Source organism: Tenacibaculum sp. M341 (genome assembly GCF_004337695.1).
Taxonomy (GTDB): Bacteria; Bacteroidota; Bacteroidia; order Flavobacteriales; family Flavobacteriaceae; genus Polaribacter.
In genome coordinates this window covers 142,965-165,984 of sequence record NZ_SJXJ01000005.1, presented here as the reverse complement: position 1 = coordinate 165,984, position 23,020 = coordinate 142,965, and the positions used below count along the sequence as shown (strand labels likewise).

The following is a 23,020-nucleotide window of genomic DNA, read 5'->3' as shown; positions in this document are numbered from 1 at the left end:
ACTACAAACGTTAAGTTAACGTAAGGAAAATCACTATTTCTTTTAACAATCCATTAAAAACAAATGATTTTCAATAACTTAAACTTTATTTTTATCTAAATTTATTCATTATTAACCACAAATTAAAAAATAATGAATCATTTAAAACTATTAATTAAAAGTTTAATCATCTCCCTAATTATTGTTGGTTGCGCTAACAATGAATCAATTATTGACAATGAAGCTATAGACAATTCATCTGACCTAAAACTGAGTAAAAAAGAAATTGCTTTTAATCTTATCGATTTAATGCAAGATAACAACTTTAAAAACACTCTTTTTACGCAACTAAAAAATCAAACACCTAGTATTGCATTGAGTACGGTTCTTAACCAAAATACGAATCAAACCAATACAAAAGCCTTCAAAAATTTAGAAAAGCAAGTAGCTTATTTAAATGAACTGAATAGTACAAAAAGTAAATCTGTTGAAGTTTTAGAGCTTTGGTTACAAAACGAAATTAATGAGAATGATTTTGAAAATGTATTGATTTCTTTTACTCCTGAAGGAAATGAAAATACTTGGACTAAAGTAGAGGCATATACTTTAACAAAAGAATTAGTATACTTAGATCCTAAAGAGGCTCCAAAACAACCTGTAATTGTAATAGAAAATAGTGGTTTTGAAGCTTTGAAACTTGAAGTGGAAAAAATGAATGAAATTTTAAGAAAAGAAGGTCTTCAAAATGAACGTTTTACTAAAACTAAATTAGATAAAGGATACACTCCAGCAAACAAAGCGAATTTAGAAACTACTAAACTTGAGCGTATTGTTTTAGATGACGATCAAGAGCCTTGGATTAGTGGTGCTGCTGAAATTTATGCTATTACTTCTGGAATTAAAGACAATAATAATACTCCTGAAATAAAAATTATTCCAATGTATTATTTAGATTATAAGGATGAAGTGTACTACCCTAATCAAATTTTATTATTCTGGGACGATTATCAATATCAAGCTGCAAACATTCAATTATTTGAAAAAGATAGCGGTGAAAACTATCAAGAATTAACACAAGCTATTGTATCTGGAGTATTCCAAATTATCGGAATCTTTACTGCTCAACCATGGGTAAATGTTTTAGGACAAGTGGCTGGTGCTATTATTCAAGCAATGCCTAGTGGTACTTTTACAAACGATGACGATTATGTAGACTCTTTTTATACTATTGAAAAGAATAAGACATATACAAACTACAAAGGAGCTGCAAGAAATGCTACAGTAACATTAAAACCTTTCACGGTTTTAGCGAATTAATATAATTTTAGCTTTTAATAACCCTTTTTCAAAAGTGATCAACTTTTGAAAAAGGGTTTTATTTTGTTTATGTCAATACTTTAGTGGCTATCATTACTATCGCAATTATAATACCTAACAACAACATGAATACGAGCATTGTTAGTAAAAACAATAGTAAAAAACGTAATAGTTTTAATATTGCTTTGCCAAAAGAATGTTTATATATTTTACTGAATACCAACAAGTAGTAAATCATAAAAATAAAAGTTGTAGAATAATAAATTTTAGGATGAATTAATACTGCTAAAATTAAAACTGTTATTGAAAAGTACATTGAAGTTCCATATAAGTACGCGTTCATAACAATATGCTCTCCATAATTATAGGGTTTCTTATAAGTTAATTTACTAATAAATGCAAAGAGTGGTATAAAAAGAAGTACAATTATATTAAAATATTTAAGCATAAAGTCATTGTACTTTAATACCATTACTGCTGTTTCTTTTCGTCTTGTTAAATCTTTAAATTCAGCATCAGAAATTGTCCCCTTTATTTTGGTTAAATCCTTTTTAGACAATTCTACTTGTTCTTTATTTATTGCGTATAAAATATTATCAAAATCTTTTTTAAAAATATTAATCACAGCTAAAAACAAAGCGGTTCCAATAAGTAAATGAGAAAAAGGATTGATGTATTTTTTTCTAGTACCACCAACATATTCAGTTAACACTTCTTGAGGTTTTGTAAACATTTTCTTCAATGTTCTCCAATATAAGCTATCCCACCCCAAGCTTGCTAAAAGTTCTCTTAATAAAAACTTAGTTGTAATTCTCTCTTTAATAACTTTAGCTCCACAATTTTCACAGAAAAGATCATCATCTTCTAATGCATGATCACAATTTTTACAATTCATTTTTAATATTTTATGTTAGTTTGATTGTGGTAAATATAAAAAAATGAATATTTCTATTAAATTTATAAACTAAAAAATCAAAAAAGCCTTGTAATTCATAATAAATCACAAGGCTTTTTACGATAAAGATAACTATATCTTAAATTTTTATTTTAATTATCTGAGACTTCTTTTTTCTTTTACCCAAAAGAGTTACTTCATTGTTATTAGCATCAACGTTTCCATTGTTAACCTTGTAATAAACTTCAGAGTCTTTTTTATCTATTAGTTTCTTGTAGTCAAACTTTCCATTTCCTGAAATAGAAACCACATAAAGGTTTGATTTTTTTGCAGATGTTTGCTTAAAAGAAATTCTATCATCTCTTAATTTCTTAATCTTATCAGAACAATTGATAAACAAATATGTAGTCTCTCCAACAGTTATTGGAGTAAACGAACTATTATCTACTCCTGTTTGTTTTTTCATAATGTTTCTAGCCCACTTTAAACTTCCTTCGCTATCAATTCTTAAAGATATCAAATCATCAAAATGATGAACTGTTGTTGTCACCATTCCTCCATTTCCACTCATATAAGTATGTGTAGAAATGTAATCTTCTTCAGCATTTATTACAATATCTCCATTTGCTAAAGCTTGCACACTTTTAAAAACAATATTTGTAATTCCTTTTTTGCTTTTTCTCTTTTTCTTTCTTTCATTACTTCCATATTTATCAAATAAAAACTCCTCAGAAAAAGGATTCAGTTTTTTATTGTTTATTTCTAAAGAACTTGGATTCAATTTGTAAACAATTACTCCATTGTATTTATGTTCTTTTTTATTTCCATAAAACCCAACGCATGACAACTGATCGTTAGTTCTTATTAACGATAATGAACCTATTGATTTTTCTGGTTCTTTAAAACTGAAACTTTTCTCTTCATTTTTATTAATTTTAGTCAATTCAAAATGGTAATTCGCTTTTCCTTTTTTACGCTCTTTTCTTGAACTATTTTCATATGACTTCCCTAAAAAATAAACAGATCCATCATTATCATCTACTTCAATTGTATGATAATCGAAATACTTATCTTTTATATCCTTTTTAATGAATTTATCGTACACAAGTTCAAAATCATCATTAAAAACAAAAACTTTATGAGTCTCTTGTTTTTTATCTTTAAAGTCAAAATTAATTGCAAAAAACTTTTGATTTCCAGACATTACAACTTCTCCTAAATGATTTCTATCCATTTGATTGAATCCATTATCAAAGTAAAGAGGAAAAATCATAAATCCGAAATAGTTTTTTACATTGTCTTCTGAAACTGACAACAACTCTTTAGATGTAAAGTTAAATTCATCTAATCCACTCTTTTTTACAGTATAGATTAAACTTTTTTCTTTAGATGATTGTTCAAATTCTATTAAATTTAACTGACCATCTTTTACAAAAGCCTCCTCTATTCTGTTCTTTTTAACTTCATAGTTAAACTCATTTTTCAGCTTTAAATCTTTATCGAAATGTTGAATGTAATATCCTTTTATCTTTTTAAAAGGAAAACCTCCTAAATACTTCCTAATTGTTATTACTCCTCCCGCTCCGTCATCTAAAGAATATGCTAAAAAACTATGCTTCTTTTTGTCTTTAAAAATCTCACTCTTAGTTATTTTAAATTCCTGGGCATAAATAAGTGAAGTTAACAATAGCAACAGCAATGTTATTTTTTTCATAATAATTGATTTTTTGTTTAGTAGCCGACAAAAATACGAAATTGAAAGAAAATAGCTTAACTTTGCAAAATATGAGATTAAGACGACTTTCTGATTGGTTACCAACAACTAAAAAAGAAGTAAAATTGAGAGGTTGGGATGAGCTAGATGTAATTTTATTTAGTGGTGATGCATATGTTGATCACCCTTCTTTTGGACCTGCGGTAATTGGTCGTATTTTAGAAAGTTACGGCTTAAAAGTAGCCATTGTACCGCAACCTAGTGTACATGATAATTTACAAGATTTTACAAAGTTAGGTACCCCTAGATTATTTTTTGCTGTAACTGGTGGATGTATGGATCCAATGGTGAGTAATTATACTGCTAGTAAAAAGAGACGTGATAAAGATGCTTATACTCCTAATGGTGATATTGGTTTCCGTCCAGATTATGCTACTTCAGTTTATTCAAAAATTTTAAAAGAAAAGTTTCCTGATGTTCCAGTACTTATCGGTGGTATTGAAGCTTCTTTAAGAAGAGTTACGCATTATGATTATTGGTCTGATAAACTAATGCCTTCTATTTTAGAGACTTCTAAAGCTGATATGTTAGTGTATGGAATGGGAGAACAGCCACTAAGAGAAATTGTTGAATTGTTACAAAAAGGAGTTCCTTTTGCGAGTTTACGTACTATTAAACAAACCGCTTTTTTAGTTCAACCTGATGAAAAGACTCCAAAAAACAAAAATTGGGAAGATGTTGAAATTGCTTCTCATCAAGCTTGTTTAAAAGACAAAAAAACATTTGCTTCTAATTTTAAAATTATTGAGCAAGAGTCTAATAAATTAATGGCTCGTAGAATATTTCAGAAAATTGATGATCAATTATTAGTCATCAATCCGCCTTTTCCAACCATGACAGAAAAGGAAATTGATGCTTCTTTTGATTTGCCATACACAAGATTACCACATCCAAAATACAACAAAAGAGGACCAATTCCTGCTTTTGAAATGATTAAGTTTTCTATAAACATTCATAGAGGTTGTTTTGGTGGATGTAGTTTTTGTACGATTTCTGCGCACCAAGGAAAATTTATTGCAAGTCGTAGCCAAGAATCTGTATTGAAAGAAGTAGATAAGGTTACCAAAATGGATGACTTCAAAGGTTATTTATCTGATATTGGAGGACCTTCTGCTAATATGTATAAAATGAAAGGAAAAATACAATCGATTTGTGACAAATGCGTTGCTCCTTCTTGTATTTCTCCTGTTATTTGTAGTAATTTAGATACTTCTCACAAACCTTTAACAGAGCTTTATAAGGCTGTTGATTCACATCCGAAAGTAAAAAAATCATTTATTGGTAGTGGTATTCGACACGATATGTTGGTTCCTGAATTTAATAAAAATGCTGATCCTAAAGAACTAGATGCATATACTGAAGAAGTAATGACGAATCATGTTTCTGGGCGATTAAAAGTAGCACCTGAACATACTTCTGATCCTGTTTTAAAATTAATGCGTAAACCTTCTTTTAAGTATTTTCATATGTTTAAAGATCGTTTTGATCGTATTAACATCAAGAAAAGACTGAACCTTCAGTTAATTCCTTATTTCATTTCTAGTCACCCAGCTTGTGAAGCTGAAGACATGGCTAATTTAGCAGCCGAAACAAAAGATATGGGATTTCAACTAGAACAAGTTCAAGGGTTCACTCCTACTCCTATGACAGTAGCCACAGTAATTTATTACAGTGGGTATCATCCATATACTTTAAAACCTACTAAAACTCCTAAAACCAAACAAGAAAAGTTAGATCAACATAAATTTTTCTTTTGGTACAAGAAAGAAAACAGAAAATGGATTAAAGATAAGTTGACTTCTGTAGGACGTACTGATTTACTTAAAAAATTATTGCCAGAAGATAAATCTTGGCGAAAAAATAAACCTGGAAAAACTCGAAATACTTTTGATGATGCTATTGCAAATCCGAAGAAAAAAGAATCCAGAAGAAAAAACAAAGGGTTTAAGGGAAAAAGAAGACGCTAAGAACCTCTTCAAAAAACCCATTATAAATATCTAATTCAAAAGATCGTATATACTTTTTTTAAGCATTATATATTCATTTCAGTGCAAATGATGAATATATAATGCTTTTTTAATTATCTCTCTATATTTTAGTAAAGTAAACAAAAAGCACAACATCTTTTTTAACTGATCTTAAAATAATCCCTTAAAATTAATATCTGCAAAACAAAAAGGTGTTGTCTTGTTTTTATATAGTTGAAGATCATGATGAAAAACCTATTCCTTTTATCATTAGTTTAAATGGCAGGTATTTCCAGCCCCAAAAAGAAATCAATTTGTCATTAGGAAAACATTCTTTTTACTATTCTTCTTTCTGAAATTAGTCATAACTGTAAAGGATTATCATTTGTTAAAATCAGTACCTAAAAACAAAGTAGGACTTTCAAAGTTTTCTCTATTTAAATCTGATTTACTTATTTTTATTGACTGAAAGTTTCTACTCTAAAATAAAAAACAGTAGGAAATCATAACGGAAATCACCAAAACTTTTAGTCATGCTGTGGCAAATCTTGAAAAGAAATAAGAAAGAAACAAAAGCTATAACTATAAAAAAAGAAAGAGGGAATAGCATTAAAAGTACTATCAAGCCTTTTTTAATCTTTTTCATTCTTTTTATGCTGTCTGTTCTAGCATTTTTAAGTATCAATCTTTTTCGCCATGAAGAAATAGCTATTTTTTTAAGAGGTTTTATGGTGTTTGTTATTTTTGGAATTTACAAGTTTATTTCTTCAGCAAGCTTTTTTGAAGTGAACGAGGAAGGCATAAAAAAGGGACGATTGTTTTATACTTACGATGAAATTTTACGTGTAGACTTGTATGCTATGATAAAAGGAAGATTCTTTTTGCTATCAATGCCCGAAGAAGGGATCATCATATATTTAAAGAATGGAAAAACAATTTCTTTTAAAGAAAATTATAATACCAATTTTTGGAAAATTCGTTGGTTTTTAGATCAAAAATTTCATCAAGGCAAAGATGTTTCAGATTTTTCGCTACAAACAGACTATCAACATATTGAAGCTACACATAAAAGTCTTCCAATACCTATTTCAGCTAAAATAATACGTGTTTTATTAATAATTTCAATAACTGTTTTTGTTATTTCTTTAATTGACCTAGCGTTTTTCGGCTTTTTAAAGGTACCAGAATTCATTTTACTATCTCTACTAAGTTCTTTTTTACTACTTATTACTTCATCAAATAGTGCTTATTTTGAAAGAACTGATGAACATTTAATTATCAAAAGTGTATATCTTCCTTTTAAAAAAGTTATCCCTATAAATCATATAAATAGTATCACTAAAAAGTACGAAAACAAAACTATTCTTTTTGAAATTCACACTATATATCACAAGAAAATTAAAGTTAGTATGATGAATTCTAAGATGAAAAGAGAAGAAGATTCTATTAATAAAATCAAAGAGTTAAATATTGCTTTTCATAATTTTACTTAAAAATTAGTGTAACAAAAAGCGACTTTAATTTTTAAAACTAAAGTCGCTTTTTGATAATTTATAAATTTGCTGATATAATTTATTATTTACTTTAACTGTAAATCAACTACTAAATCAAATTCATCATAAATAGCTTTGTCTTTTAATCCGTCAAAAAAACTAGCTGAACCATATTTGATATCATACTTAGTTCTATCTACCTTTAAATTTGCAGTTGCTTTACTTCCGTATACAGAAATAGTAAAAGCTACTTCATGAGTTTTTCCTTTAATTGTTAAATCTCCTTTAACCTTGTATGCATTTTTTCCTGTTGATTTTACTTTTGTAAATACAATCTTTGAGGTATTGTGTTTATCAACTCCAAAAAAATCACCCGACTTTAAATGTCCATCTAACTTATTTTTATATTCTCCAGATAAGTCTAAAGTTCCAATTGAAGTCATATCAATAGTTACAGAACCTCCTGTCAATTTATCTCCATCAAAAAGTAGATCTCCTGATTTAATTTTCACTTCTCCGAAATGAGAACCTGCAACTTTGTATGCTTTCCAAGTTACTTTGCTATTAGCAGCATCTATTTCTCTTTTAATTTCTTTAATAGAAGTAAAAGAAAATGCTGTAAATGCTACTAATAAAATACCTATACTATTTCTGATTATTTTTTTCATCTTGTTAAATTAAAAATTAGTGATACAAATTTCTATAACTTAACAATTGTAAAAAATGAACTAGTTTACAAAAGGAAGTTAAACTAGTTTAACTTTTCTTTTGTACTGATGAAACAATCAAAAACTACTCTTTAGCTATTTGCCTTTTTATCTTACTTAAAAATTCTTTAGTAATTCCTAAATATGAAGCAACCATATATTGTGGTACTCTTTTTTCTAATTCCGGATAACTTTGTTTAAAGATCAAATATCTTTCTTTTGCTGTTTTACTGAAACCTCTTACAATTCTTTTTCTTGAAGATACTAAAGCTCTCTGTGTAATGATTCTAAAAAAACGCTCTAACTTCGGAATTTCAGTATACAAATCTTCTATAATGGATTTTTCTATCTGAATTACATCTGTATTCTCTACACATTGCACACTATAATCAGCTGGTGTTTCTGTAATAAAACTTCCCATATCTGCGCTCCACCAATCTTCTATAGAGAATAAAATAATGTGCTCTTGCCCATCATTCGTTAAATGAAAAGTTTTTGTACATCCTTTTATGATAAAGTTTATATGCTTACACACATCTCCTTGCTGAACAATATATTGGTCTTTTAGATATTTTCTATATTTTGTTTTTTCTAAAAGTATTTCTTCCTCTTTTGAAGTTAATGATACAATATTATTTATGTGTGAAATAAACGGATGTATTTCCATGAAATTTGTTAGTTCTTGTTGGACACAATATATTTAAATTTCAATATACAATTTATCTATTTATATAAGTTTTTTTCACCAACTCACCCTCATAAAAAAAGAGCAAACATAAAGTTCACTCTTAATTATTTTTTCTAATATTTCAATCTAAATTATAACATCTTTAATAAATGTTCAGCTACAAGTTCAGATGAAGCCGGATTTTGCCCTGTAATTAAGTTTCCATCTTCTACAGCGTACGGATGCCAATCTTCCGACTTTGAATAAGTCCCTCCATTTTCTTGTAACATATTTTCAACTAAAAAAGGAACAATTTCTGTAAGCTGTACAGCATCTTCTTCTGTGTTACTAAACCCTGTTACATTTTTTCCTTTTACAATGTATTCTCCTTCAACCTTTGTGTTTTTCAGTACTGCTGGTGCATGACAAACTGCTGCTACTGGCTTATTGTTTGTATAAAAACGCTCTATTAAATTAATTGAATTTTTATCTTCAGCTAAATCCCATAAAGGACCATGTCCTCCTGGATAAAAAACAGCATCATAATCAGCTTCATTTACACTTTCTAATGTATGTGTATTGGCTAACTTCTCTTGAAGTGCTTTATCTTCATTAAATCTTTCTGTAGCTGGAGTTTGAAAATCTGGTAATTCACTACTAGGATCAATTGGAGGCTGACCTCCTTTTGGAGATGCTAATGTTACATCTACATTATTATCAGCTAAATAATAGTATGGAGAAGCAAATTCTTCAACCCAAAAACCTGTTTTCTTATCAGTGTTTCCTAATTTATCGTGACTTGTTAATACAAATAAAACTTTTTTCATAATTATTAAGGTATGTTATTATAATTCGAAATTACTTCGAGTTCTATTTATAAAAAATGATGTATGATAAGAAAATTAATTAACTGCTATTTCTTTACGTATTCTACTTAAACTCTCCGTAGTAATACCTAAATAAGAAGCTATATGATAGTTTTTTATATTCTTTTCTATAAGCGGGTAGGTTTCTAAAAAAAGTAAATAACGTTCTTTTGCTGTTTGCGTTAAATTTCCAAGGATTCTTAACTCTTGTCTCACAAATGCTTTTTCTATTTTTTTTCTGAAAAAACGCTCTATTTGCGGAACTTTATTGTAAATTTCTTCTAAGTCATCTTTCTTTATTCTAAGCAATAATGCTTCTTTTATACACTCTATATTAAAAACTGTTTTTCTATTTCCAAAATAAGCAATGTAGTCACTAATCCACCAATCTTCAATAGCAAACTGAATGGTGTGTTCTTTTCCTGATTCGTCAATAAAATAAGTTCTTAAACAACCTTTAACCACATAATACTGGTATTGAATTGTTTCGTTATGCCTTACTAGTAAATCATTTTTTTGAACTGTTATTTCTTGAAATTTTTGAAGAATCAATCCTTCTTCTACATTAGACAGCTCTACTCCATTAAATAAAGCTGTTATCTTATTAATATCGGTGATATTTGTTTTAATTATTTCTACTTTTTAATTACAGACCCTACAATCTTTTCGGTCTTTCAATTCACCTACTAATTTACCTTTTTTATTAAAAGTATACCCACAACAATCTATAAAACCTTGAGCAATCATTTTTCGTGCTCTTTGTATTTGTGATTTTACTGTTGACAATGGTAAATTTAACTGTTCTGCAATGTCTTGTTGTTTAACACCTCTTATATCTGACAAAAACAACGGAGTTCTATATTTTAATGGTAAGTTTTTTATAATTCCTCCCAAACAATCTTTTTCTGTGTGTACTGGAATTTCTTCTACTTCTCCTTCTGTTTTAAATTCTAAAATTTCAACAGTCTTTTTATTTTTTTTGAAAGAATCTATAATCTTATTTCTAGCAATAGCATACACCCAAGATTTTAACTTTGCAGTATCTTTTAAATCTTCAAGTTTTGTGTGTATTGTAATAAAAACATCCTGTAACAAGTCATCAGTAGTCATTTCGTCTTTAACTTTACTAAAAATGAATTGTTTTAAATCTTTATGATAAGTAACCCAAACTTCTTTTGTGGTCATAACTATTTATGTGAATCTATACTTTACAAATTAGTCAATCAAGACTTTTCAAACAGTATTTATTTCAAACTACCATTTGAAAAGCGCTTGTTGACCTTTTTCATTTTAAAAGTTACTGAAAATTATTCAGTTTAATAACCTATAAAATTGTTTTGTTAACAATTACAGTTGTTGCAAGTACAGTTTTCACAAGTGCAATTAGCACAACTTCCTGTTTTGCATCCTTCACATGTACATGTGCATTCTCCTTTATAGTTCATATTACTTTATTTTAATATTCTATAAGTAGACTTTAGAAGAATAAAAAAGATGCATTTTTATTTAAATTTATTTTTTAGAAGCTTTAGGTTGCAAAATATCTTCAAAATATTTTTTCCATTTTCCGTCTACAAGCTTCTCTCCATACTCATGAAACTCTCCTTTAGCTGTTCTTGTAAAAGTTAATCGTCCTGATGCGTTAAAATAAACTAAAAAACGATCTCCTTCTATCCTGCCCTCATATCCTTTTTTGTTTCCTTCTTTTGAAAACGGATAATAATAATACTTTTTATCCTTAGTACTGTAACTAATTATAGTATGCAAAGCAATCCAAGGAGATTTAACATCTAATGATATTAAATTTCCATCCATTATATACTGAACGTTTTCAACTACAGCAACTTCTTTAGTTTCATTGTTATCATTGTAAGAAATAGATTTACCTTCCCAATTTCCTATGATAAATGATAACTTTTTTAAAGCTTCTTTCTCGGTAGTTTGACTGTATAAATTTGTAAAAGCAAACAATAGAACAAGGTGTATTCTTAAAAATTTCATGAGCTTGGACTATTTATTTTACTTCTAGTAATTTAATATCAAAAACTAAAACAGCTCCTCCAGGTATAGAACCTCTTCCATTATTTCCGTATCCTAATCTCGATGGAACTAATAACACTCCGCTACCACCTTCTTTAAAGTAAGTGATTCCTTCTGTCCAACCCGCAATCACTTGCTGCAAATTAAACTCAATACCACTTGCACTTTCATCAAATACTTTTCCGTCTAAAAAATATCCTTTGTAAGCTACTTTTACATTTGAATTAACCGAAGGATTGGCACCTGTTCCTTCAGTATTTACTATATAGTATAAACCTGAACTACTCTTTTTTGCATTCAAGTTATTATCTGCTAAATATTTAACAATGTCTGCTTCATTTTGAGCATCAAAATTTACGTCATCTTCTGAACTACATGAAAAAAATAACGCTAGACAAAATAAATACACATACGTTTTCATTGAAATGATTTTAATTATTATTACTTGATTTAATTTACTTTTTCACCATTACTAAAAGTTTCTAATACTTTTGTTGATGGTACTTTATCAATATCAATTTGCATGATATCTTGATTCAAAATTACAAAATCTGCTGCTTTTCCAACTTCAATACTTCCTTTATCATTTTCTTCAAAATTTGCATAAGCATTCCAAATGGTCATTCCTTTAATTGTTTCTTCTCTAGTTAAAGCGTTTTCCATTTGATAACCTTCTTTCGGATAGTTATTTAAGTCTTTACGTGCAACAGCTGCATAAAATGTTAAAAAAGGATTTACTTTTTCTACTGGATAATCGGTACCCAAAGCTACTTTTCCGTACACGTTTAGTAGTTTTTTAAAAGCATATCCACCTTTTATTCTTTTTTCACCTACTCTATCTGTAGCCCAATACATATCTGAAGTAGCATGTGTTGGCTGAATAGATGGTACAATATTTTCGAACATATTAAAATCTTGTTCATCTACAATTTGTGCATGCTCTATTCTCCAACGTCTATCTTTTTGACCTTTTAAAACTTTATGATAGGTTTTTAACATTAAATAATTTGTAGAATCTCCAATTGCATGAGTATTCATTTGATACGTTGAACTTGCTATTTGCGCTGCAATTTCTTCATAACGTTTAGGAGGATAAATTAAGGCTCCAAAATGATTATGACGATCACTGTATGGTTCTTTAAGGGCTGCTCCTCTAGATCCTAAAGCACCATCTCCATAAACTTTGAAAGAGCGTACATGTAATCTATCTGTTTTAATAATTCCCTTTTTAATGTAATAATCTAAATTTTCTTGAGTTGCAGAAACCATTGCATAAATTTTCATTTTTAGCTCTCCTGTTTTTTGTAAACTATCTATCAACTCAATTACTGGTTTGTCTAATCCTGCATCAGAAACAGTTGTTAATCCATATGAGAAATTAATCTTTTCAGCATCTTTTAAAGCCTGTATTTGTTCTCTTTTGGTAGGCGCAGGAATTTTCACAAAATCCATGGCGTTATCAATTAATACACCCGTTAATTTTCCATCTTTTTTAATAAACTCTCCTCCTTCAGTTTCAGAAGCATCTGTAATTCCTGAAATATCCATTGCTTTTTGATTTACTAAAGCAGCGTGCCCATCTACTCTTGTTATTGACACTGGTGTATTCGGAAAAATACTATCTAATTTTTCTTTCGTAGGAAATTCTTTGACTTCCCAATCGTTTTGATCCCAACCTCTACCTGTAATAAAAGTGGTGCTTTTTTCTTTCTGAAAATCGATTAATTTTTGCAACACTTCTTCATAACTCTTTGTACCCATTAAGTCTACTTTTTGTTGCTGAATTCCTAAGTTAAAAAAATGACAATGTCCATCAATTAATCCCGGATATACCGATTGTCCTTTTACATCAATAATTTTTTCTGATGTATATTTCTCTAGAATTTCTTGATTATTTCCTATGGCAATAAACTTTCCGTCTTTTACAGCAAAACTCTCTGCCATATCAAAAGCATCATTTACTGTATATACTTTTCCGTTTATTACTAATGCATCTACTTTTTCTTTTGTTTGACAAGCATATGTCAAGAATCCTAATACAGATAATAGAATTATATTTTTCATTTAAGTTAATTTAGTTTTTTAAATAAGAAGTATCCCCATGCAATTAAAACAAACTGAATAACAAGCCTGATGTAGGCTCCTTTTGTTGTTTTCATTGCTGGTTTTTCTCTCGTAATATCCCAAATATGTAATGGTAAAAATGCAACCATAAGCAAAGCCATTCCTAAAGCTGCGTATTTCTGATAACTTGGAATACACAATCCTATTCCTATAATTATTTCTATTACCCCAGAAACATAAGTCACAAAAAGCTTTGGAAAAAAAGCTGGTATGATTGGATAATAAAATTTTGGCTTATAAAAATGATGAAATCCAATAGCTACAAACATAGCAGCCATAAGAAACCTTGAATACAAAAATATTGTTTCCATGTTATGGTTTTACCTCTTCGTTTGTATATAAGTAACGATCCATTAGATATACTAAACTTGCCATAGAAGCACTTCCTAACTCTAATTCTCTTTTATTTACTTTATCAAACGTATCTGTTGATGTGTGGTGATAATCAAAATAACGTTGACTATCTGGTCTGTATCCTACTAAAGTTACATGATCATCTTTTAAAGGTGAAATGTCTGCTCCACTTCCTCCTTTGATTAAATCATGTAATCCATAAGGCGCTAACAATTTCTTCCAACTTTTTACCAACTTGGTGTTTTTACCATTCGCATCAATAGAAAAACCTCTAGGTGTGTGTCCACCAGCATCGCTTTCTAAACCTGCAACATGAATTTCGTTATTTAATTTTGCTAACTCAGCATATTTTTTAGCTCCGCGAGTCCCATTTTCTTCATTCATAAAAAATACAATACGAATAGTATTTTTAGGTTTTATATTGTTCTTTTTGAATAAATATGCTACTTCTAAAGATTGTACCACACCTGTTCCATCGTCATGTGCTCCTTCCCCTAAATCCCAAGAATCTAAATGACCTCCAACTACGATAATCTTTTCTGGATTTTTAGTACCTTTTATCTCTCCTACTACATTGTGTGATGGTGCATCTGGTAATGTTTTGCAACTTTGCTTAAAGTAAAATTGTAAATTCGGATTTACTTTTAAATCGGCACTTAAATTTTCCGCAGCTTTACTACTTATTGCCGCTGCAGGTATGTATTGTTCTTTTGGAATATCTCCATATCCCATAGAACCTGTATGTGGATAATCATTAATTCCGTTGGTCATAGAACGAACAATTACTCCTTTTGCTCCAAACTGACCAGAAACTCTTGCTCCTGAAAAACGTTGTCCAACACAACCTCCGTAGGCTTGGAATGTATTGATTAATGTTTCATCAAAAGCCCCATTAAAAAACACTATTTTGTCTTTAAGTTTATCTCCTAAAGCTTCTGCTTCTTTTATACTTTTCACTTCTATTACTTCACCCGTAATTCCGTTTTCTGGCGTAGCTACAGAAAAACCTAAAGCACAAATTGCTACTTGCTTTTGTTCTCCATTAACTGTATAATACGCTTCTTCTTTTTCTCCACGTACCCAATGTGGAACCATTACAGGTTGCAGCCACACAGAATCTAGTCCTACATCTTTCATTAACTTTTCTCCCCAAATAACAGCTTTAGCCGCTTCTGGTGATCCAGATAAACGACCTCCAATATTTTGCGTTAAATCTCTTAACCATTCGTAAGATTTTCCTTCTGTTAAAGCAGCATTAAATAAATGTTTTATATTGGTACTGTCTTTCCTTTCTTCGGATGATAATCCGTTATTAATAGACTTTGGTTCTTTTTTATTTCCGCAAGAAAATAAAACTATAGAACAGCTTAAAAGTGCTAGTAGTTTATTCATTTTAAAGTTTAATGGTTTAATTGAGTTAAAATTACAATTTTTTATTTTGCTGTAATGAACTTTGAAATTTTCACACAGTTTTCTTTTTAATGTTTTATTTAAAATAACATTCTAACAAATTTAACTTTGGAACATTTAAAAAGGCATAGAGATTTGAAATCTCTATGCCTTTTTAATAATGACTATTTTTATATTTTAAGATATGCTACACATCAACTACAGATAAGTTTTGTGGCATCAGTTTTTCAAAATATTGTAAATACATTTCAGCTATTTCTGACATTGGTAAAGACGCTGCCGCTTTATAATTTGCTTTTGCCAATGATAATCGATACACATCATCTGTAATTATTTTCTCTATTGCTTTTGCTAATGAACTCACATCATCTGGCATAAAAAACTCACCTCTGTATCCTTCATCTTGAATTAAATCTGTTAAATCTCCTAAATTAGGCATCACTACCGCTTTACCATAACTCCCTGCCTGATGTAAAACTCCTGAACTTCCTGTTGTAGAAGTGTACGGAAAAACAACAACTGTACTTTCTCCGAAAATTACAGGTACATCCTCTTCTTCTACATACCCAGTAAAACGAAGACCTTTTACATGTTTGTACTTTTCTTTCATTTCATCTAAATAACCTGGAGTATTAGGACTATCAGTTCCTGCAATAACTATTGCTAAATCCTCTGAAGAAGTTTTTCTAATTTCTTCTACTGCTTCAATCATTACTTCTACTCTTTTGTAAGTACCAAACTTACCAAAAGCCATTATTTGTTTTGGTCCTGCTGGTAATGAAAAATCAGGCTCTGGTGGCATTTCGAAAGTTCCATGAGGAATTAAAACAACTTTATCTGTTTTATATTTTTCACGAAGTGTATTCACAAATTTCTGAATGGTAACAGCAACATAATCTGCTTTCAGTAAAAAACGAGTTAACACCGTCCCTATAAATCCGTAAGTTTTTTGTAGTAATTTATTTTTTGTAAATCCAGCACTATTTAAATCTACCTGCTCTAAAATATTATGCAATAAAACAATTGTAGGTATTTTTTTTAGTTTGCATAAATAAGGTAACATTAATCCTAAAGCAGCCGGAACTTTTTTATCTCCAAATTTTAAAAACTGTAAATTAAATAATACAGCATCTGGCTTCGTTGCATTTAAGGCTTTGTTTAAAGTAATTATATTTTTATAGCTGTTGAACTTCCAACAGTTTTTAACAGTAATCTTGCACCCATCCTCTTCAAAATGTACATCTTCTGCTGAAGTATTTTCATCTACTAATAGAATAATTTCTTCAACTGCTTGTTTCATTCTGAATTGTTTCACTAAATGATATCCATATTCATTTAATGTTACTTTACTTGGGGGAAATGCGGTAACAATTGCTAATTTCATAAGGTCTATTTTGTATTTAACCTTAAATATAAGCTTATTCAACTAAAAATCAAAAACTTAAACTACCATAAATCAAAAAACTAATGATAAAATACAAGTATCTGTAGATCACCCTCTTTTTTGTGTCGAGTAAAAGAAGAAAAATAATTGAACTATTAATAATATAGACATTGCTATTATTTGCATAATAACTATTTGTTGTAAACTATCATGAAAAAAAACAATTAATAACACCTGCGTTAGTCCTAATACACCTGTTATAACCACTGGTATGTATTCATCTATTGATAAATAATAGTATGCGAATACATTAGATATAGCAAAGATTGAGGTTGCTAAAGCATATTGCCATAAAAGCGGTGCAATTTCTAAATATGCTTCTCCAAATAAAATACGTACTACTAACTCTGGAAATAAATAACTTGTTAAAACAATAGTTACTGATAATAAACTAATATATCCAACATATTTAAGTAGGACGTTTCCATGAGGAAGTCCTTCTTTTTCTTTATTCACTACAGCCGGTAATAATAACATTACAAACATCCATGCTATGAAATACACAACTCTACCTATTAGTGCTAATGATGCATATAAACCTGCTTGATAATTATCAAAATAATGTTTTACTAAAAGAATATCACTGTTATTGATAATAATTTGGGTACACTCATAAAATGCAGTTAGCAAGAAAAACTTAAACAAAAGTCCTCTGTGATAATCATTTAATGGCTGAATAACGGACTCATTTTTTAAGTTAAAAGGATATAAACTACACAAAAGAGAAATAAAGATTCCTGTAGCTATCAGCACTGAAGATTCGATCTTCAAGAAATAAAGTAACAGTAAGGTTATAATTAACCTACTAATCATTTCTGCTTGATAGGTTATTGACAGCTTTACAAATTGTTTTTTTCCTTGAAATGCTCCTCTATTCACACTCATCAAAAAATAAATAGGAACTCCAATACCAAAAATCACAAACATACTGGAGGTACTGGTATTAAATACACTTTGGAAAAAACCTGCGGATATTATTATGATGATTCCTAATAATATTCCGAAAAACAGAGATCTTTTAACAATAAAATTTAAAAGTGACTGAATTACGGAATCTTCAAAAAACACTACATATTTAGCGGTAACAAGCTGAAATGTCATCGCTAAAAAAGACAATACCAATAAAAAGGTGATTAAAATTGCAGCATCTGCAAACTCTTTGGGACCTAACAACCTACCAACTATTAAATTGTATAGGTAGTTACCTGCATTTACTATAAGCGCGCTTAACATAAATACTTGTTCGGAGGATAATTTTTTTCGTTTAAATAAATTCAATTTATTTACTATTTATACATTTTTAAAAGTCTGTATTCTTCACTACGTAATTTACACATTTTTTAAAAGCATCTGAAAATATTTTTAAAATAACTTATTTTAATTCAGTTTATAAAGGTATATTTAGGGTAATTGTTCTTTTATTAAATTTCATTTTTATATGAATAACCTCCGATATCATCTTTTTGTTTTTTTCACCTTTCTTTTTTCAACTATTGCCATTGCTCAAATTAAAATGGATAAAGGTTTTAAATTATTAGAAAACGGAAACTTTAAAAGTGCTCGTTCTTTCTTTAAAGATGTGCTTTCTAAAGAACCAAACAATAAAACCGCTAAAATATGTTATGGAAGAGCATTGGGTTTAACTGATAGTACTAAAGAAGCTACCGCTCTTTTTATAGAGCTTTTATCTGAGTATCCAAATGATTTTGAAATAAAATTAAATTATGCTGAATCTTTACTTTGGGGAAAGAACTTTAAGATTGCTAAAGAATACTACCAAAAACTTCTTAAAGAGAATCCAACAAGTTTTAATGCTCTTTTAGGATATGCCAACACACTATCTAACTTAAAAGAATATAAAGATGCTTTAGTGTATGTTAATAAAGCTCTTGAAGTATCTCCTGGAAATGGTAGTGCTTTAATTTCTAGGAAATACATTAGACTTGGGTATGCTAATCAACTTTCTAAAGAAAAACAAATAGAAAAAGCGCTAGCGCTATTAGAAGACAATTTAAAAGACTTTCCTTTAGACAAAGAAACTTTGCAACTTAAAGCCAATATTTTCCTTGCTGAAAAGGAATATGAAAAAGTGAAAGAAGTATATTCAGAAATGAATAATGCAAAAGATTCAAAAATCTATTCTTTAATAGGACTTTCGTTGGTATCGCATTTACAGAAAAAAGATAAGGATGCATTAAAAATAGCTAATAAAGCTTTAATAGAAATTGACTCAACAGGCAATGCTCCTTTAAAAGTTTTAGCCACAGAAAGATACGTTCAAGCTTTAATTTGGAATAAGAAATATGCTAAAGCTGAAAAAATAATAAAACAATTACATAATGAATACGATAATGAAAACTGGGTTCATTCTTTAGAAGCTACATTGAATACTTATAAAGGGGGCTTTAAAAAAAGTACCGTTTCTTATAATAAAATACTCGACAATGATAAAAAGTCATTTGATGGAAACTTAGGTATTACCAATGCTTATTTTGCTAACAATGATTTTGATAAAGCTTTTGATGCTTTAGAAACAACCTTAAAAGTATTTCCTACGCAGCCTGATGTATTAGCTACTCGAAAAAAGTTTCAACGTTATTTTTTCCCTTTTTTAGAGGAAAAAGCTAGTTATAGTTTTGATAATGGAAATAACACTTCATTTACTAGTAATACAAGTGTTAAATATCCTTTAAATAAAAAACTTACTATAAAAGGTAATTTTACTTATAGAAAAACGGAAAATACAGCAGCAAACACAGAAGCTTCTTTAAAAGGTTTTCAATTTGGAATTAATTATCAATTAATTCCAAATCTTAATTTTGAATCTAATCTGGGCTTCAATGCTGTTTCATCTATTGATCGAGATTATAATCAGTTTTCAATTTTAGCAAAATTAATCACCAAACCTTTTAGACTTCAAAATTTAGAGTTTGGTTTTCAAAGAAAATTAGAAGATTTTAATGTTGACCTTTTAGATAGAAAGCTTGTGAATGATCATTATTTTGTGAATTACAACATTAGTACTACTTTTAATTTAGGATGGTATAATCAATACTTTTTAACCAATTTAAGTGATGGAAATCAAAGAAACTTATTTTTCTCTTCACTGTATTATAACTTCCTTTCGGAACCTACTTTAAAAGGAGGTATAAATTATCAATACATAACATTCTCTATTCAAAACCCAACTATTTACTTTAGTCCAAGTTCTTTCAATAATTTTGAAATATTTTTAGAATTATTAAAAAACGAACAAACTACCAAAGTCAAAAACTGGTTTTATAGTGCCAATGCAGCTACAGGTATTCAAAAAATTGAAACTAATGATGGTCAATTTACTTATAGGTTAAATGCTAAATTAGGCTATAAATTTTCGGAAGACTTTTTAATGAACATCTTCGGCAATCATACGAATATTGCTTCTGCAACTGTGGCAGGTTTTACATTTACAGAAATTGGTATTAGGCTTAAATGGTACTTTAGTAATAGGTGTATTAAATAATCAAATTTAAATTTAGCGCATAAAAAAACCTTTTACGAATTGGGGTTGTAAAAGGCTTTCCAACATTTACTTAGATAAATCTAAAAACTCAATTCTTAAAATTGGGGAATTAAGAATGAATATATTATTGCATGTGTACAATGTACTTTTATGTGCTTATTTAACTCGCTGTTAAGCGGGGTACAAATATAGAATCATTTCTCGATTTTCAATCATAAATTTAGATATTATTAAACAGGTCTATCGATTAACTGCATTTAACTGTAGACGAATGCTTTACATAAATAAAAAAACTTTTAATTCATATAAAATAAAAACCCTTTTGCAATTGGGGTACAAAAGGGTTCCATTAATCAACCAAATAAATCTAAAAAAATTTCCTTTGTAGAAGTGGAAATTTCAAAAAATGAAAATTATTCGAGAGTACAATTAAGTACTCTCTTTATTTATAAAAAACTATATACTTAATCTCGTCTACATTTTAAAATTACAACTTACTCCTCAAGTATTCCTTAGTAAATCGATATTCGTTATTGTTTATATCGATTAACGACCTCAAATGTTAGATTAATGATATGATTGGTATTTAACTTAAAAAACTGACGTAAAAAAGAGAACCCTTTTACGAGCGTAAAAGGGTCCTTAATCAACCAAATAAATTTAAAAAACCTTCAATTATAAATAATTTCGGATTTAATAATGAAAAAACAAAAATCTTATAAATTGAATTGAATCAATTTAAAATCATTATGTGGTGTAAAAGTACGTATATATATGACTGATACTATTCTTTTTTCGACGTGAAACTAGTAAGTATTAGATAGAATGAATGATTCCTTCGATAAAACAATAGCATATCGATTAGCAAAAACACTAAATAACAACCTATTAACTACCTCTACAGGGTAATTAAATTTAACTGCTACGAAAAAAGTTTTAACAAAAAATTGACAGAAGCAAGAGTAGATTTCATAGCATTTTATACAATAAACATAAAATGTCTTGTAAAAAATTGTTTCTTTTTTCTTTTAAATGCAAATAAACACGGTCTGTAGCTGTAATATCAACTACTTTTAAAGTCTTCTATAAAGCTTTGTACTTCTTGTATTCTATATACAGCAGGAAATAAATCTTTTATTACATAATGAGATTCATAATCAATTTGAAGTCCTTTGCTTAAGTGTTGAAACCCATAATCTCTTTTATTGTGCACTATAAAAATACCACACAAACGATACTCTATTTCAGCAAACTCTCTGTAAGTTCTTCTTGCTTTCAATAAAATCTCTAAAGATTCTTCATAATCACCTAAAAATAACAATACATCAACTAATCCTAAATATACTTCGAGTTCATTATCTCCAATATTAATACACGTTTTGAAAGCTTTTATAGCTTCATCGTAAAAATTTAGGTGTATATTAATTTCAGCGTATTTTCTCCAATACAAAGGATTTGTATCATCAATTTGTAGCGCTTTATTAATGTAATAAATTGCTTTATGATAATTTTCAGCTTCACAATACAAGTTTGTCAGTAACAACCACCCTCTGTCTAATAAAGGATCCTCATATACTGCTTTTTTATAATATTCAATAGCTGTTCCTCTAGATTCTAATTTTTCATAACACTCACCTACTCTTATATAAACATAAGCTGTAGGATCATCTAATTCTAAAGTTATAAGGTAATTCTTTATCGCTTCTTCATAAGACGACAATTTCTCTAAGGTTTTAGCCTTTTCTAAATATCCACCTATAAAAGTTTCATCAATTAGTACAGCATATTCAAAAGCTTTTAGAGCTTCCTCGTAATTTTCTAATTCAAAATGTTGTTTTCCTAATTGATGCCAAGCAACTTCACTGTATGGATTTCTATCAATGTACTTGTTTAAAAAACTTATTGAAGCCTCATAATCTTCTTGCATTTCAAAACAATAAATAACGTTGTATAATGAAGAGTAATCTTCACAATCAACATCAATACATTTTGCAAAATTAAGTCTAGCGTTGTCGTAATCATTTAAGTATAAATACTCCATACCAATCATAGCCCATACATCCACAGGGTCTTCAACAAATTCTAACGATTTCGTTAAGATACCTATAGCTTCTGTATGCTTCTTATGTTTTGATAAAATAGTAGCCTTTTGTATAAAAACCTCGTCATTATTTGGTTCTATAGCCTCAATTTTATTTATCAAACTTATTGCCGACTCATACTTACCTTCAAAAATATATATTTCAACCCTAAGCAAGGTTAAAGCAATATTATTTGGGTGTTGTTCTAAGCCTAATTGAATAGCTTTTTTTGCCAAAGAATGCTTCCCTATATTTAAATAATGCTGTATAATACTTTCAAATTCAGTAGCATCAAAAAAATAAACATTATTTGTTTTTAACATTGACTCAAATTTTCCTAAAGACATATACTTGAAATTTGAATTACCATATAAATCTACTACATCAACGTTGTTATTAC

19 protein-coding genes are annotated in these 23,020 nt (G+C 28.9%); 4 read left to right on the top strand and 15 right to left on the bottom strand.

Translation table 11 applies throughout. The annotated features are described in order from the left end of the window. Nucleotides 1-132 precede the first annotated feature (132 nt). Nucleotides 133-1,296 (top strand): DUF3103 family protein, encoded by a 1,164-nt coding sequence (locus tag EYW44_RS07255; protein WP_132723003.1) that lies wholly within the window; start codon nt 133-135, stop codon nt 1,294-1,296. A gap of 67 nt (nt 1,297-1,363) precedes the next feature. Here EYW44_RS07255 and EYW44_RS07250 read toward each other — a convergent pair whose 3' ends face one another. Together EYW44_RS07250 and EYW44_RS07245 are read right to left on the bottom strand one after the other, a co-directional pair. After that, entirely contained in the window at nt 1,364-2,191 is an 828-nt protein-coding gene (locus EYW44_RS07250) for a DUF3667 domain-containing protein (protein WP_132723002.1), read from the bottom strand. Nucleotides 2,192-2,330: 139 nt separating this feature from the next. Next, complete coding sequence (locus EYW44_RS07245; RefSeq protein WP_132723001.1) at nt 2,331-3,905, bottom strand: hypothetical protein; 1,575 nt, start codon at nt 3,903-3,905, stop codon at nt 2,331-2,333. 71 nt (nt 3,906-3,976) lie between these two features. On the opposite strand from EYW44_RS07245, the gene EYW44_RS07240 reads away from it, so the two are divergent. After that, on the top strand, nt 3,977-5,932 hold the full coding sequence (locus tag EYW44_RS07240; RefSeq protein ID WP_132723000.1) for a YgiQ family radical SAM protein: 1,956 nt from the start codon (nt 3,977-3,979) through the stop codon (nt 5,930-5,932). Nucleotides 5,933-6,465: 533 nt separating this feature from the next. Next, nucleotides 6,466-7,425 (top strand): hypothetical protein, encoded by a 960-nt coding sequence (locus tag EYW44_RS07235; RefSeq protein ID WP_132722999.1) that lies wholly within the window; start codon nt 6,466-6,468, stop codon nt 7,423-7,425. Nucleotides 7,426-7,511: 86 nt separating this feature from the next. Here the strand turns inward: EYW44_RS07235 and EYW44_RS07230 are convergent, their stop codons facing one another. From EYW44_RS07230 to EYW44_RS07175, 12 genes are all read right to left on the bottom strand, one after another. Beyond that, nucleotides 7,512-8,093, bottom strand: a complete 582-nt coding sequence (locus tag EYW44_RS07230; RefSeq protein ID WP_132722998.1) for a YceI family protein — start codon at nt 8,091-8,093, stop codon at nt 7,512-7,514. A 124-nt stretch (nt 8,094-8,217) separates the two neighbouring features. After that, entirely contained in the window at nt 8,218-8,799 is a 582-nt protein-coding gene (locus EYW44_RS07225; protein ID WP_132722997.1) for a Crp/Fnr family transcriptional regulator, read from the bottom strand. A gap of 152 nt (nt 8,800-8,951) precedes the next feature. Next, nucleotides 8,952-9,626, bottom strand: coding sequence for a type 1 glutamine amidotransferase domain-containing protein (locus EYW44_RS07220; RefSeq protein WP_132722996.1), 675 nt, complete (start codon nt 9,624-9,626; stop codon nt 8,952-8,954). A gap of 75 nt (nt 9,627-9,701) precedes the next feature. After that, entirely contained in the window at nt 9,702-10,217 is a 516-nt protein-coding gene (locus EYW44_RS07215; protein ID WP_243643615.1) for a Crp/Fnr family transcriptional regulator, read from the bottom strand. Between the two features lie 90 nt (nt 10,218-10,307). Next, the gene (locus EYW44_RS07210) at nt 10,308-10,850 is read right to left on the bottom strand and encodes a sigma-70 family RNA polymerase sigma factor (RefSeq protein WP_132722994.1); all 543 of its coding nucleotides are present in this window, start codon (nt 10,848-10,850) and stop codon (nt 10,308-10,310) included. A 327-nt stretch (nt 10,851-11,177) separates the two neighbouring features. Further along, a complete protein-coding gene (locus EYW44_RS07205) occupies nt 11,178-11,666 on the bottom strand; it encodes a hypothetical protein (RefSeq protein ID WP_132722993.1) in 489 nt (162 codons plus the stop codon). Between the two features lie 13 nt (nt 11,667-11,679). Then, entirely contained in the window at nt 11,680-12,126 is a 447-nt protein-coding gene (locus EYW44_RS07200; protein WP_132722992.1) for an FKBP-type peptidyl-prolyl cis-trans isomerase, read from the bottom strand. 29 nt (nt 12,127-12,155) lie between these two features. Beyond that, the gene (locus tag EYW44_RS07195; RefSeq protein ID WP_132722991.1) at nt 12,156-13,769 is read right to left on the bottom strand and encodes an amidohydrolase; all 1,614 of its coding nucleotides are present in this window, start codon (nt 13,767-13,769) and stop codon (nt 12,156-12,158) included. 5 nt (nt 13,770-13,774) lie between these two features. Beyond that, complete coding sequence (locus tag EYW44_RS07190) at nt 13,775-14,140, bottom strand: DoxX family protein (RefSeq protein WP_132722990.1); 366 nt, start codon at nt 14,138-14,140, stop codon at nt 13,775-13,777. Nucleotide 14,141: 1 nt separating this feature from the next. Then, on the bottom strand, nt 14,142-15,575 hold the full coding sequence (locus EYW44_RS07185; RefSeq protein WP_132722989.1) for a M20/M25/M40 family metallo-hydrolase: 1,434 nt from the start codon (nt 15,573-15,575) through the stop codon (nt 14,142-14,144). A gap of 205 nt (nt 15,576-15,780) precedes the next feature. Continuing rightward, on the bottom strand, nt 15,781-16,977 hold the full coding sequence (locus EYW44_RS07180; RefSeq protein WP_132722988.1) for a glycosyltransferase: 1,197 nt from the start codon (nt 16,975-16,977) through the stop codon (nt 15,781-15,783). Nucleotides 16,978-17,085: 108 nt separating this feature from the next. Further along, nucleotides 17,086-18,270, bottom strand: a complete 1,185-nt coding sequence (locus EYW44_RS07175) for an oligosaccharide flippase family protein (protein WP_132722987.1) — start codon at nt 18,268-18,270, stop codon at nt 17,086-17,088. A 205-nt stretch (nt 18,271-18,475) separates the two neighbouring features. On the opposite strand from EYW44_RS07175, the gene EYW44_RS07170 reads away from it, so the two are divergent. Further along, nucleotides 18,476-20,539 carry a tetratricopeptide repeat protein gene (locus EYW44_RS07170; RefSeq protein WP_132722986.1) on the top strand — a complete coding sequence of 688 codons (2,064 nt, stop codon included), beginning with the start codon at nt 18,476-18,478 and terminating at the stop codon, nt 20,537-20,539. Between the two features lie 1,063 nt (nt 20,540-21,602). On the opposite strand, the gene EYW44_RS07165 is transcribed toward EYW44_RS07170, so the two are convergent. After that, nucleotides 21,603-22,967: a tetratricopeptide repeat protein gene (locus EYW44_RS07165; protein ID WP_132722985.1), complete on the bottom strand. Its 1,365-nt coding sequence runs from the start codon at nt 22,965-22,967 to the stop codon at nt 21,603-21,605. Between the last annotated feature and the right edge of the window lie 53 nt (nt 22,968-23,020).